The sequence below is a fragment of the Paenibacillus sp. Paensp38 genome, from assembly GCF_059491915.1.
Map to the genome: position 1 here is coordinate 2,822,022 of NZ_CP168516.1, position 12,485 is coordinate 2,834,506.

The window sequence follows — 12,485 nt, forward strand, 5'->3', positions numbered from 1 at the left end:
CCCACAAATTGGAGGCTCGCTGGTTTTATTTATATCTATAACATATGGCTTGTAATTTTATTTAGCTACAGATGTGCCTGTTCCTGTGGGCGGAAGCACTGTTCCATCTACCGCTTTAAGCGTAACCTTATACTTACTGTCTACCATTGTACTTGTGTGGGTATCCGTAATGACCTGAATATTCATTTCCCCTGGCTTTGGACTAGTCAACTTGTAGTAAATTACTGCATTTGTATCACCTACGTAGTCGATGTGATCCACTTCAATGCCGTAACCCGGATTAGGTGCCTGCAAACGAGTAATTGTCACTTTGTTCTGCTGGTCATTCGCCTTCTCTATACTCATACTAATGTTATTTTGGTGAACCGGATCTGCAGGCTCAACCGGATTTTCAGGAGTGGATTCAACTGGTTTATGATTTTGCACAAATTCGGATGCGTTATAGACCATTTCTGCTGCCTCCATCCGGGTTACTTTACGATCCGGGTTAAAATTGCTCTGTTCGTCCAATTTTGCAATTTTGGTCAACAGCAGGAATTGAACTGCTGCGTTAGATTCCTGATCTAGTTTTTTGCCATCCGCTACATTAATGTACATACGGACAGTTGGATATTCACCCGTTGCACTCACTGCTTTATACAGAATATTAGCAAATTGTTCTCTTGTCATACGAGTGCTGGGATCAATATCTGGTGACAAAGGGATTTGGTGTTGGGCTGCAATCCGATAGGACTGAGCATACCATGCGGAAGCCGGAATGTTTGCAAAGGAACCCGTTGTGAAATCAGGCATCACCTGAAGATCCATTGCACGAACAACCAAGTGTACTCCTTGTGCATACGTGAGCGTTTGATCCGGTGCAAATTTATCCTTGGTTATTCCTTGAATAATTCCTTTGTCCTGAAGTGAGTTTACGATCTTCTCCTGTTCAGCTCCCTTTATATCCAGAAAAGCAGAAGCCGACGTAGCCACTGCCAATGAGCAGACGACAAGCAGGGCAGCTGTCACACTTTTGTTCTTTTTCATGAGATACACCTCCATGTTTACTTTGCTTCTATACTTACCGACGCAATAGAATCATCAAATGTTTCAAATATACACAAATTGGTTGCAAAACGGTGGAATTCCTGCGATTAGTGTACCCGTCTAACTCTTTTCTGCTCACAACATTTATGCATACCCAAAAGTGGCTGCAACAGATTAATCTTTTACAGTATTCCTTTGGAAGAGCCAGGTATGGGTAGCAGTCATCCCGCCAGCAAAAACTCGCTCCCTTCGTTCGCTTTGCTTACATCCGATTCGGTGCTTTCAGACCAAGAAGTTGCAGCGCGCATGCCAGAATATCGGCAGTTTGTTCCGCCAACTGAATACGCCATTGTCCACCATCGACAATCCTTTCCTTGGCGTAAAACCGGTTAAACGCCTGGGCCGTATCCAATGCAAATCTCGCAATTACCGAAGGCTCTAGTTGGCGAGCCGCACGTATCAGTTGCCCGTGATAGCGACCCAATTGCTTAAGCAGCGCCCAACCTGCGTCACCCAATATTTCATCCGATACGCCATTCAAATCACGAGAATGGCTATCTTGGACAAGGTCATTGTCGCTAGGGTTAGTATTAACATCAACATCGGCGCGAGCGTGAGCTTTCTCCAGAAGGCTGCGTATGCGCGCATGAGTATACTGCACATAAGGCCCGGTCTCGCCTTCAAAGGTCAGCGCCTCCTCCAACGAAAAGTCCACTTCATTCAGCCGGTTGTTTTTTAAATCACCAAAAATAATCGCCCCGATGCCAACGTCCTCCGCTATTGCCTGTTGTTCCTGTAAACCAGGGTTCTTCTGAGTAATGATGCCTTGAGCACGCGCTACAGCTTCATCCAGCACCTCCTCCAGCTTCACAACCTTGCCACGTCTTGTGGACATTTTCTTACCCGCAAACCGCATTAATCCAAACGGCACATGCTCACATTGCTCCGCCCATGCCTCCCCTGCATGCTTCAGCACCGCAAACACCTGCTGGAAATGCAACTTCTGTTCTCCACCAACGACGTACAGCAAACGATCAGCCTTCATCACTTCATGACGATAAATCGCTGTTGCCAGATCACGTGTCGGATAAATGGTGGTTCCATCCTTTTTCAGAATAAGACACGGAGGCAGTTCCTCGTCTTCCAGGCGAACTACGAGCGCCCCATCACTTTCCTCCAACAATCCTTTTGCTCTTAATTGATCAATAACTGCCTGCATCTTATCATTGTAAAAACTTTCTCCCAGCACATGGTCAAATGCAATGTTTAGACGCTGGTACATACGATCAAATTCACCCAGACTGATTTCAACAAAAAACTCCCATAGTTGTCGAGCCTCCGCATCCCCATGTTCCAAACGTCGGAACCACTCGCGCCCTTCATCCTCCAAAGTCGGATCATGATCGGCCTCCTGATGAAAACGCACATATAGCTTTAGCGATTCACCAATCGGATCATGTTGTAACTGCTCCTCATTTCCCCATCTTTTATAGGCCGCAATTTGCTTACCAAACTGTGTTCCCCAATCCCCAAGATGATTCACACTAATAGGTACATAACCTGTTTCACCAAGTATGCGATACAAGGCAGCACCGATAACCGTAGAGCGAAGATGACCGATACCAAACGGTTTGGCAATATTAGGCGAGGACATATCAATAACTACCCGCTGCCCGTTCCCGATATTAGGCCTGAGGAAATCAGCCTTGCTCAATTCAGCAAGCATAAGCGGAATATGAACCGATCGATCCAAGGTTATGTTTACATAGGCACCCGATGCTGAAGCGGTTAAACCTTCTTTATGGCCTACTAGTTCCGCCAATTCCAGTGCAATGTGCTGCGGAGACTTTCGAAACTTTTTAGCCAGCATAAAACAGGGAAACGCCACATCTCCCCATTCAGGCTGCGGAGGCACCTCAAATAAAGATAAAATTTCTTTTTCCTCCAAGCCCGTATGGGCTAATATCGCTTGAGCAGCAATCCTCATTAACATGATGATCTCTCTCCTTCTTTTTATAGAATCTAACAAAAAAAGCCCCCGCCTCTTGAAATCATTCAAGAGACGAGAACTTCAATATCCCGCGGTACCACTCTTCGTAAATCGGTTGTGCAGCTAAAGCTAACTACACAAATCGCGATTTCACTCCAATGACTAATAACGGTGTCTGCCGGGCTGATCTACTAGAAGTTCTGCTCGTTGGATCAACCGTCTCCCGGGTGCGCTTCACATCGGACCTCATACCGGCTTCCACCTCTTCCGGCTCGCTGTAATGATACGGCTCAGCTGCTACTCTCCCGTTCCGTGACGTTAATTCCATTCATTATACAAACCTATTCAGTAGAAAGCAACCTATTATTTCCTCTTCAGGCACTAGTTCCATATATGTAATTACACTGCCACCAATTGGCGGCATGCCTGAACGCAACGACGGCAGGCTTCTGCACAATGATTGCAATGATCATGGGAATGCTTGCTGCATTCAGCAGCACATACCTCACAGGCCTTGGCGCACAGCTCACAGATTTGCTCGGCAAAATCCGTTCCACGCTGCAGCATTTGGGCAGCAAATCCGCATATTTCTGCACATTCCCTACTCACTCGAATACATTCACGCAGCATAGCTAAATCATATTCCTTCAAACTCGCTACGTAACATACATTGCAAGCGTTCATACATTCCAGGCAAGCATCCACGCATTGTTGGTATGAATGATTCATATTACATTACCTCCCAGTTGTTGACCCTGCTGTACTATTACCCGCTGTCCCTTGAGGTTAATCATTTGATGTGCGCGCTTTCAATAATAAAACAAAACAATATAATCCCGACTTATGTAAGGAAGTGTACTATATTCCAGTGTGCAAATGCAAGGATATTAATCACATAGATTTTTAGCCCCTGTTTCTGACTTGCATACGCTCAGTCATTGCTCTATTGTAAAAAGTGTATGTCTAACCACCGATCAAGGAGTGAACATTTTAATGAATATGTCTTCTGTAGAGGAACACCGTCAGGAATCCCCCCAACAAGTGAATTGCATGGTCGTGACTGTCTCGGACACACGCACCGTGGAAACAGATACTGGGGGACGACTGCTCATGGATCTACTAGAAACCAATGGATATACAGTTGTTCGATATGTCATCGTCAAGGATGACTACGAAGGTATTCAGCAGTTAGTATCCGAAGCAGCGGCACAGGATGACATCGAGGCTGTTCTTTTGACAGGTGGTACCGGTATTTCTCCACGTGATACTACATATGAAGCTGTCTCTTCTCTACTGGATAAGGAACTACCTGGCTTTGGGGAAATCTTCCGTTATTTAAGCTTTGCTGAGGACATTGGTTCAGCAGCTATCTTAAGCCGGGCTGTAGCTGGCACTGTGGGCCAGACAGCTGTATTTTCTATGCCTGGCTCACGCGGAGCCGTTCGTTTGGCAATGGAACGCATTATTGTCCCTGAGCTACGACATGTGATGAGAGAAATTTATAAATAAGCTCCTATTTCCTACATGCTTCAACACAAAGAGGCACCCCATGCATTCATGAGGTGCCTCTTCCAACTATTCTTTTTCTTCAACTTCGGGCTGCATATAGCTGTCGATCAGCTTTTGCTTTAGCTCCCATACCTTCTCGCTCAGATTTACACGATAAATTTCAGGGTTCAGCTTCCGCAAATATTCTGGCCAGAACAGTTTCAACTGTGAAGTATGGTAGGCACGAATTTCATCCAGCTCGGGAAGCTCATATACCTTCTGTCCATTTATAAAAATAGGCTCAAGCATCGGCACGGCTTCGTAATTTTCTACATACTTCTTCATATACGGATGCAAAGGGTTAAACAGCTTCAGGCGCTTACCATTACGCGGACGCTCTTCATCCGGAAAAGAAATATAATCGGCTACAGCTCTCCCTTTCTTCTTATCCACAATGCGATATACATCCTTTTTGCCTGGTGTGGATACTTTTTCTGGATTCCCCGAGATCTTAATCGTCGGCAGCATTTCGCCATCTACTTCACGCTCAACCAGCTTGTACACCCCGCCAAGCGATGGTTGATCCGAAGCCGTAATAAGCTGTGTTCCTACACCCCATACATCAATACGTGCCCCTTGGGCTTTCAGGTTAAAAATCGTATTTTCATCCAAATCATTGGAAGCTACAATTTGTACGTAATCTAATCCTTCAGCATCGAGCATTTCTCGTGCCTGAATGGATAGATAAGCCAAGTCACCGCTATCCAGACGAATTGCATTCATACGCTTGCCCTGACTCTCTAGCATTTTTGCTGTCCGAATCGCATGAGGAACACCGCTTTCCAGCGTATCAAAGGTGTCTACCAGCAGTGTAACCTGGTCTGGCAAAACCTTCGCATAGACGTCAAACGCCTCCTGCTCCGTCATAAAGGTCTGCACCCATGAATGGGCATGTGTCCCCTTCGTCGGGATTCCAAAATGTTCGCCTGCCAGCATATTAGAAGTCGCGTCAAAACCAGCCACATAAGCTGCTCGTGCTCCCCAAATCGCTGCATCTGCCTCCTGCGCACGCCGTGTTCCAAATTCGAGCAGTGTATCGTCACTTGCCACCTGCTTGATGCGCGATGCCTTTGTCGCAATGAGTGTCTGATAGTTCATAAAATTCAGCAATGCCGTTTCGACAAGCTGCGTTTCCATAATCGTTCCTTCAACACGTACCAGAGGCTCGTTGGGAAAAACAAGGGCCCCTTCTTTCATCGAATGGACCGTTCCACCAAACTCAAACTGGCGAAGCGCCTCCATGAACATGGGATCGTACTTCTCCTCCTGTTCAGACAGGTAGCGAATGTCCTCTTCTGTAAACCGCAAATTTGAAATATAATTCACAATGCGTTCCAGACCCGCGAACACGGCATATCCATTACCAAAAGGGAGTTTACGAAAATACGCCTCGAACACAGCTTTACGCTGGTGACTTCCGTTCACCCAGTGGGCGTACATCATATTAATCTGATATTTATCTGTATGTAATGCGAGGCTCGTTGACTGCATTGTAATCATCCTCTCTGACTGTCTCCAGGTTTGTGGCGCTACCGCCTCATCTGTCCAGATTCAGCAATATCCGGCTCCATTTTGTTATCGGACATTGGTGCACAATCGTTAAGTTATTTTACTTCTTCTGGCGTAAAACCGTATCCTCAGCCGATCGTACCGCGGCTCCAAGACTTCCCTCAAAATGACCCAAAGCCCAATCATGTCCAGCTTGATTAAAGCTCGCCACAGCGTCCTTGTATACAGTAATAGCAAAACCTTTGTTATAAGCATCTACAGCCGTATGCAGTACACATATATCCGTACATACACCAATCAGATGAACTTCCACAATACCACGTTCACGCAGCCTGAGTTCCAGATCTGTGCCCGCAAAAGCACTATACCGTGTTTTATCCAACCAGTAGATAAGATCACTTTGTTGCTCATAGAGGCTATGAAGCTTGCCATACAAATGTCGTCCGTTGGTTCCACGTATATTATGCGGAGGAAACAGCTTGCTCTCTGGGTGATAAAGGTCGTTCTCCTCATGCAAATCCACAGCCATGACGACAAAGTCCCCTTGATCTACATATGCCTGCGTAATTGCTGCGATCCGTTCATCCAACTCAATCGCAGGTTGTCCTACAGGCAAACTACCATCCACAAAATCTTTCGTGTAATCAATCACAATTAGTGCCTGCATCGTACGGTCAGCTCCTTATCCTCAAAGTGAAATTGTACGTTCTATGCGTACCTATTACATTAGACGTTACGTGTAGATAGATAAACGCGGTACTCTGTCACTAAAACGGTACAACTGTGCCGGTCTTTGTGAATACTGGTTGGAACTGAGCGGTTTGCCGTTCTCATCACGCACCTCTTCCAGAATTCCCTGTCTGCTACGAGTCGATGTTATTTTGCGAATAAAGTTTGGCTCTTCGAAGTCCGGTACGACACTCTGTATCACCTGATATAATTCACCCAGTGTAAAATGTAGCGGTAAAAACTGCTTGGCGATCGTCGTCTGAAGCATCTGCAACTGAATTTTGCGATAAGCATCTACTATGATATCCCGGTGATCAAATGCCAGCTCCAATTCCTCCAACGCTTCGCGGATTGTGAATAGCCCCACCTCGGAAGCATCATCGGCCGCCTGACGCTGTTCCAACATCCATTCTTCTACCAGCGCAAAAAATGCATGCGATATGATCCAGCCGCGCGGATCACGTCCCGGTCCACTATATACACCCAAATACTCCAGATGCCCGCCGTCCACACCCGTTTCCTCTAACAGTTCCCGCTTGGCAGCTCCATACATGGATTCATCTTCCTGACAAAACCCTCCAGGCAACGCCCAGCGTCCTGCAAACGGCCAACTGCGGCGCTTGATGAGCATCACTTTCAGCTCCCGAATCGGCAATGTCTTTGTTACCGTCTTGCGCTCCCGCTTCGTTAAGGTAAACATAACGATATCCGCCGGAGCTCCATCTGGAGTGCGGTATTTCTTAATGTTATACGACGCCTTTTGCGCCTCTTCGTTTATACGATTGCTATCCATTGGCATCACCATATTATATCGTTTTGATAAATTCATTATGACATAATAAAAATTTTTGTCAAGCGTCAGGCCTTACCTGAATCACTTGCTTGTGTACGTAATACTCGGAAGGTTGCTGTAGATGTAGACCCAAGTGTGCCTTCACTATCCCTTACTTCCGCCTCAGTGGTTATAGTCCGACCTCCCTGATGAAGAATCCGCGCCCTAACCTCCAGTCGGCCTTGCCTCATGGCTGACAAGAAATGAACATTCAGGTTCGTCGTTACACATGGATCCATATTTCGTGAAGCCATACTGACCATCCCCATCGCCTGATCCATCAATGAAGTAAGCACACCCCCATGGACAATACCCATCACATTGGTATGCTCTTGTTTGGCTTCCAAAGCGATCTGTACCTCGTTTGCATCAGCTGCAATCAGCTCACACCCTAAATACTCCCAAAAAGTATTATTTTCGCCCTCTAGCATCTTACCGAACTTATCCATTCCCTTGCTTCCATCCCTTCTATGTTGTCCCATTTCTCTTGATGTCTTATAAATATATACGATGGCAAATTGCTTTCGAAAAAAAGGCGTGGAAGCTACGCCTCCACACCATAAATTTCATTCTAATCACTGCAATTCGACGAGGAAGTACTTTTTCCCTCTTCAACGTTCACCTTCTCAGCAACGGTATCACGAATCGCCATGATCACCATTTGCAGTAGCTCATTAATTTCCACCTGACTCTGCTGAAACTCCGTTACAATTGGAATACCATCAAGTTCTTCCTGTAGCTCCTGTAGCTCGGCCTCTATTTTGGCAATCATTTTTTGATTTTTTAAGGATTCAAATGCAACAATTTCCTTTTGCTTCTTTTTCATCGTTGCAATCAGTTGCTGAATGCGCCCATGATCCTGAATCTTTTCTTCTGCTTTCCGGAATACCTGTACTTCCTCACTGCTACCCAAAATACCTGCTAATTCTTTGGCTTTTGCCAATATCATTTCGCGATTGACCAAATGATCATGCTGGCGCGCCGCCGATTGAAGTTCTGTTTGTTGCAACCGCTCCTCTGTCATTGTCCATCGCTCCTTTTCTCACTTAGACGGCCCTGCACACAACCTTACTCAGACCGCATGCAACCCGCTAGAATATTCTTTTATCCGTTAACTGCTACAGCCGTTTCAACCAGATCACCTTTGATGTAAAAGGTCATAGGTTCCGTAATTTTCACTTGAACAAAGGAACCAATCAGGTCCTGAGAACCCTCAAAATGTACAAGCTTATTGGAACGGGTCCGACCGGCAAGCACTTTGCTGTCATTTTTGCTCTCGCCTTCCACCAACACTTCAACCACTTCGCCACGCAATCGACTATTAAAGCGAAGGCTGTTTTGGTTCACCGCAATGTTCAGACGCCGGAGACGCTCTTTTTTGACCGACATAGGCACATTATCTTCCATCGAAGCAGCTGGCGTACCTTCACGTGGTGAATAAATGAATGTGTAGGCAAAGTCATAGCCGACCTCGCGCACCAAAGATAGAGTATCTTCAAACTGCTCGTCTGTTTCGCCCGGGAAACCTACAATGATATCCGTTGTCAGAGAAACATGCGGAACAGCTGCTTTAATCTTCGCTGCCAGTTCCAGAACACGCTCACGGGTATATTTTCGGTTCATTTTCTTCAATATATCCGTATTACCGGATTGAACAGGCAGATGGATATGCTCCACCAAATTACCACCCTTACCGAGCACTTCTACCAAATGGTCATCAAAATCACGTGGATGTGATGTTGTAAAACGTACACGCGGGATATTGATTTTGCGCATATCATCCATCAGATCCCCGAATCTGTAATTCAAATCTTTCAAATCCTTACCATAAGCGTTAACATTCTGCCCCAGTAAGGTGATTTCTTTAAAACCTTGACGTGCCAAATCCCGTACTTCAGCGATAACATCCTCTGGACGACGGCTTCTTTCCTTACCACGTGTAAAGGGAACAATGCAATAGGTGCAAAATTTATCACAGCCGTACATAATGTTCACCCAAGCCCGCATACCCTCGCGCTTCTTCGGCAAGTTTTCGATAATGTCGCCTTCCTTAGACCACACTTCGACCACCATTTCTTTGCTAAAGAGTGCTTCCTTGACGAGCTGAGGCAGACGATGAATATTATGGGTACCAAAAATCATATCGACAAAACCGTGTTTTTGCATAATCCGGTTAACGACGTTCTCTTCCTGTGACATGCAGCCACACACGCCGAGCAGCAGTCCTGGCTTTTCTGTTTTGAGATGCTTGAGGTGACCCAGCTCGCCAAACACTTTATCCTCCGCATTTTCACGGATAGCACAAGTGTTTAGTAAAATGATGTCTGCTTCCTTCCGATCCTCGGTTGATTGGTAGCCCATTTGCTCCAGCAAACCTTTTATGGTTTCGGAATCATGCTCGTTCATTTGGCAACCAAATGTGTATACGATGTAATGCTTTCCCTCACCGATATGCTTTAGCTCATCCGGGACTGCGTTATCATATAATACCTGTACATCCTCTTTACCGCGTTGCTTTTCTTTTCTATGGTTCGGCTCCGCCATAATGTTGATTTCACGTCCGCGAATACGGATCTTTTTGCTATGCTCATCTTCAGAAATAATCTTCGCATCCGAGAAATCAAAATATTTGGAGTAATCTTTTGTTTTCTTTTCCATTCCTTAGTCACTCCTTACACCATCTATTTCACGAGCTAATTTGTGATTTTACTGTATCTTTAGGCATGGGTAAATTTATTTTAAGTTCTAAAAAAACCTTTAAAAAAGGCATTACACTAAATTATAGCATGATTTATAGGCCATCGCCATAGATCAACCGCAGATACCATTGAGTGCAAAGTGAACTCATGTTCTTTTTGTACATAAGTGAAGTATCTGTGAATTATATAGTATGTAAAAAGCCCGATTCTTTTGCAAGAATCGGACTCTTTAAGCCTTCCGGCATTTAAATCGTGTATATTAGTCTACGATTTCAGCGTTGTCACCGTTTTTCACACCGGCACCGTTCGCTTCATCTGTATCAATGTGCATATCCAAAGCAAAAGAATCGGACACACGTGCAAGAACATTTTCAAATACAAGACCACGTTCGCCGCCAACACGTACTTTCAGCAACTGCTTGTCCTTAATGTCCCATTTAGCTGCATCAGATGTATGGAAATGAATATGGCGGGCTGCTACAATCACGCCTTCTTGCAGTTCCACTTCACCAGCTGGTCCTTTTACTGTGATTCCTGGTGTACCATCAATGCTACCCGATTCGCGTACAGGTGCTTTTACACCAATAGCAAAGGAATCAGTGCGAGAAATTTCCAACTGGGAAGCGGGACGAGCAGGTCCCAAAATGCGAACCTTATCAAATTGGCCCTTAGAACCAATTACAGCTACCGTTTCATTTGCGGCAAATTGTCCTGGTTGGGACAAAGGTTTAAATTCGGTTAATTGATAGCCTGCTCCGAACAAAATTTCAATATGCTCTTGAGTCAGGTGAATATGACGGGCGGAAACGCCGACAGGTACGATTTTACTCATCGTGTGGTCACTCCTTTTTCTCTATACAATACTTTACACATCCATGCTATTATACTCCTATTTTGCCAAGAAAGAAAAGAAGAGCGTATAAAGTTCCCTTTTTCGCCCCAATCATCGTTAAATATCATCCCTATAAATCAGATCAAATCGTCGTTTTAGCGAACAGGAGAAAGAAAAGCATGATTTCAGCTACAATGAGATGAGGGGGGACGACAATAAATATATTAAGGATAAACAGGACACAGAGTATTCCAGTTAAGAAAAAAATGACTCTGAGACGGGGTTTAAGATGACTTAATCTGTACTGATGAAATACCAGTAAAACCGACAAAAAGTAAATAAAAACAGAAGCAAAGGTAAAGCAAAGCACAAAGATATGGTCTACTTGTCCCAAAAACAAGAGCTGAATCGAAGCAGCTAGCATGCTAAGGGAAAGATAAATAAACAAATGACCATAAATAATAGTCTGTCCTGCTGATTGTTTTGATTTATCTACGCGCTTCTCCATATTCTCAAAATATTGCCACCAGATTGCGATGACTAATATAAAAGCCAAAGCGGCAAATACAACGGAAGAAACCGTAAAATGATCGGATTGTAAAACAGAAAGCATACTTATCACAGATTCGCCAAGCAGAATTAAGGTGAACTGTGCAAATCGTTCTAAAAGATGCTCCGTATGGATTGGTGTGATCACCAACTTTTTACGACCAATCAAAGGAACGAGGATATCAACAGCTATACCGGTATATAAAATCAAATATCGAACCCAAGAGTCAAAGAAAAGGGAGAAACTAGAGATGACTATTCCAATCCAAAAATAGGTTCCGAAAAAACGAGCTGTTTCCTGTTTATGAGCCGTTTCTTTGGGCGCCGAAAGTAAATATTGAACGACAGTTAAACCTCTTAACCCAATATAGCCAACAAAAAAAGATACATAATACGCATCAAAATCTATATTCAAACTGGCAGTCATGATTAACACGAAAAACAATTGCAGGATCATAAAGATTCGATGCGTTATACTGTCTTGACCAAAACGGTTGTTGTAGACAGTTTGCCCCACCCAAGCCCACCATATCGGGATAAAAATCATAATGAACTTCTCCATATGTTCCCACGAGATACTACCATGCTCAACATGTAGTAAAACATGAGTGGCCTTAGAGACAGCAGCTACGAATAGTAAGTCATAAAAGAGTTCAAGCCAGGTAACCTTTTTTATTAACATTGTGTAATGGAGCCCCCTCTGGTATAGCGGTGCAGCATGGTGCACCATCAGTCTCGCTCCATTGTCTGCCGTATTTCTGCAAATATTAT

At 44.6% G+C, this 12,485-nt stretch carries 12 protein-coding genes and 1 other annotated feature; of the genes, 1 reads left to right on the forward strand and 11 read right to left on the reverse strand.

The features are described from left to right. Nucleotides 1-57: 57 nt before the first annotated feature. From ACEN8J_RS12090 to ACEN8J_RS12100, 3 genes are all read right to left on the reverse strand, one after another. Nucleotides 58-1,026: an S-layer homology domain-containing protein gene (locus ACEN8J_RS12090; protein WP_029517050.1), complete on the reverse strand. Its 969-nt coding sequence runs from the start codon at nt 1,024-1,026 to the stop codon at nt 58-60. A gap of 262 nt (nt 1,027-1,288) precedes the next feature. Next, nucleotides 1,289-3,019 carry an arginine--tRNA ligase gene (gene argS, locus ACEN8J_RS12095; RefSeq protein ID WP_340955243.1) on the reverse strand — a complete coding sequence of 577 codons (1,731 nt, stop codon included), beginning with the start codon at nt 3,017-3,019 and terminating at the stop codon, nt 1,289-1,291. Between the two features lie 62 nt (nt 3,020-3,081). Continuing rightward, nucleotides 3,082-3,338, reverse strand: a binding site (T-box leader). 77 nt (nt 3,339-3,415) lie between these two features. Beyond that, nucleotides 3,416-3,745, reverse strand: a complete 330-nt coding sequence (locus tag ACEN8J_RS12100; protein WP_029517049.1) for a four-helix bundle copper-binding protein — start codon at nt 3,743-3,745, stop codon at nt 3,416-3,418. 264 nt (nt 3,746-4,009) lie between these two features. Here ACEN8J_RS12100 and ACEN8J_RS12105 point away from each other — a divergent pair, with 264 nt between their 5' ends. Beyond that, nucleotides 4,010-4,525: a MogA/MoaB family molybdenum cofactor biosynthesis protein gene (locus ACEN8J_RS12105; protein WP_029517048.1), complete on the forward strand. Its 516-nt coding sequence runs from the start codon at nt 4,010-4,012 to the stop codon at nt 4,523-4,525. A 66-nt stretch (nt 4,526-4,591) separates the two neighbouring features. Here ACEN8J_RS12105 and ACEN8J_RS12110 read toward each other — a convergent pair whose 3' ends face one another. The 8 genes from ACEN8J_RS12110 to ACEN8J_RS12145 all read right to left on the reverse strand — a co-directional run bounded on the left by ACEN8J_RS12110 (nt 4,592) and on the right by ACEN8J_RS12145 (nt 12,396). Next, on the reverse strand, nt 4,592-6,055 hold the full coding sequence (locus tag ACEN8J_RS12110; protein ID WP_069011437.1) for a nicotinate phosphoribosyltransferase: 1,464 nt from the start codon (nt 6,053-6,055) through the stop codon (nt 4,592-4,594). A gap of 118 nt (nt 6,056-6,173) precedes the next feature. Further along, on the reverse strand, nt 6,174-6,740 hold the full coding sequence (locus ACEN8J_RS12115; protein WP_029517047.1) for a cysteine hydrolase family protein: 567 nt from the start codon (nt 6,738-6,740) through the stop codon (nt 6,174-6,176). A gap of 66 nt (nt 6,741-6,806) precedes the next feature. Then, nucleotides 6,807-7,595 carry an NUDIX domain-containing protein gene (locus ACEN8J_RS12120; RefSeq protein WP_023988247.1) on the reverse strand — a complete coding sequence of 263 codons (789 nt, stop codon included), beginning with the start codon at nt 7,593-7,595 and terminating at the stop codon, nt 6,807-6,809. Between the two features lie 65 nt (nt 7,596-7,660). After that, nucleotides 7,661-8,083: a PaaI family thioesterase gene (locus ACEN8J_RS12125; RefSeq protein WP_029517046.1), complete on the reverse strand. Its 423-nt coding sequence runs from the start codon at nt 8,081-8,083 to the stop codon at nt 7,661-7,663. Nucleotides 8,084-8,205: 122 nt separating this feature from the next. Beyond that, a complete protein-coding gene (locus tag ACEN8J_RS12130; RefSeq protein ID WP_023988245.1) occupies nt 8,206-8,658 on the reverse strand; it encodes a YlbF/YmcA family competence regulator in 453 nt (150 codons plus the stop codon). Nucleotides 8,659-8,738: 80 nt separating this feature from the next. Further along, a complete protein-coding gene (gene miaB / locus ACEN8J_RS12135) occupies nt 8,739-10,292 on the reverse strand; it encodes a tRNA (N6-isopentenyl adenosine(37)-C2)-methylthiotransferase MiaB (RefSeq protein WP_029517045.1) in 1,554 nt (517 codons plus the stop codon). Between the two features lie 300 nt (nt 10,293-10,592). Next, nucleotides 10,593-11,165 carry a phosphate propanoyltransferase gene (pduL, locus tag ACEN8J_RS12140; RefSeq protein ID WP_013309962.1) on the reverse strand — a complete coding sequence of 191 codons (573 nt, stop codon included), beginning with the start codon at nt 11,163-11,165 and terminating at the stop codon, nt 10,593-10,595. Nucleotides 11,166-11,307: 142 nt separating this feature from the next. Further along, nucleotides 11,308-12,396, reverse strand: coding sequence for a low temperature requirement protein A (locus ACEN8J_RS12145; RefSeq protein ID WP_495594531.1), 1,089 nt, complete (start codon nt 12,394-12,396; stop codon nt 11,308-11,310). Between the last annotated feature and the right edge of the window lie 89 nt (nt 12,397-12,485).

What these genes read in the sequence shown, in the direction of transcription:
- ACEN8J_RS12125 (WP_029517046.1), bottom strand. Translation starts at nt 8,083, where the DNA reads ATGGATAAGTTCGGTAAGATGCTAGAGGGCGAAAATAATACTTTTTGG.
- pduL (WP_013309962.1), bottom strand. Translation starts at nt 11,165, where the DNA reads ATGAGTAAAATCGTACCTGTCGGCGTTTCCGCCCGTCATATTCACCTG.
- ACEN8J_RS12145 (WP_495594531.1), bottom strand. Translation starts at nt 12,396, where the DNA reads ATGTTAATAAAAAAGGTTACCTGGCTTGAACTCTTTTATGACTTACTA.
- ACEN8J_RS12130 (WP_023988245.1), bottom strand. Translation starts at nt 8,658, where the DNA reads ATGACAGAGGAGCGGTTGCAACAAACAGAACTTCAATCGGCGGCGCGC.
- ACEN8J_RS12090 (WP_029517050.1), bottom strand. Translation starts at nt 1,026, where the DNA reads ATGAAAAAGAACAAAAGTGTGACAGCTGCCCTGCTTGTCGTCTGCTCA.
- ACEN8J_RS12100 (WP_029517049.1), bottom strand. Translation starts at nt 3,745, where the DNA reads ATGAATCATTCATACCAACAATGCGTGGATGCTTGCCTGGAATGTATG.
- miaB (WP_029517045.1), bottom strand. Translation starts at nt 10,292, where the DNA reads ATGGAAAAGAAAACAAAAGATTACTCCAAATATTTTGATTTCTCGGAT.
- ACEN8J_RS12115 (WP_029517047.1), bottom strand. Translation starts at nt 6,740, where the DNA reads ATGCAGGCACTAATTGTGATTGATTACACGAAAGATTTTGTGGATGGT.
- ACEN8J_RS12105 (WP_029517048.1), top strand. Translation starts at nt 4,010, where the DNA reads ATGAATATGTCTTCTGTAGAGGAACACCGTCAGGAATCCCCCCAACAA.
- ACEN8J_RS12110 (WP_069011437.1), bottom strand. Translation starts at nt 6,055, where the DNA reads ATGCAGTCAACGAGCCTCGCATTACATACAGATAAATATCAGATTAAT.
- ACEN8J_RS12120 (WP_023988247.1), bottom strand. Translation starts at nt 7,595, where the DNA reads ATGGATAGCAATCGTATAAACGAAGAGGCGCAAAAGGCGTCGTATAAC.
- argS (WP_340955243.1), bottom strand. Translation starts at nt 3,019, where the DNA reads ATGTTAATGAGGATTGCTGCTCAAGCGATATTAGCCCATACGGGCTTG.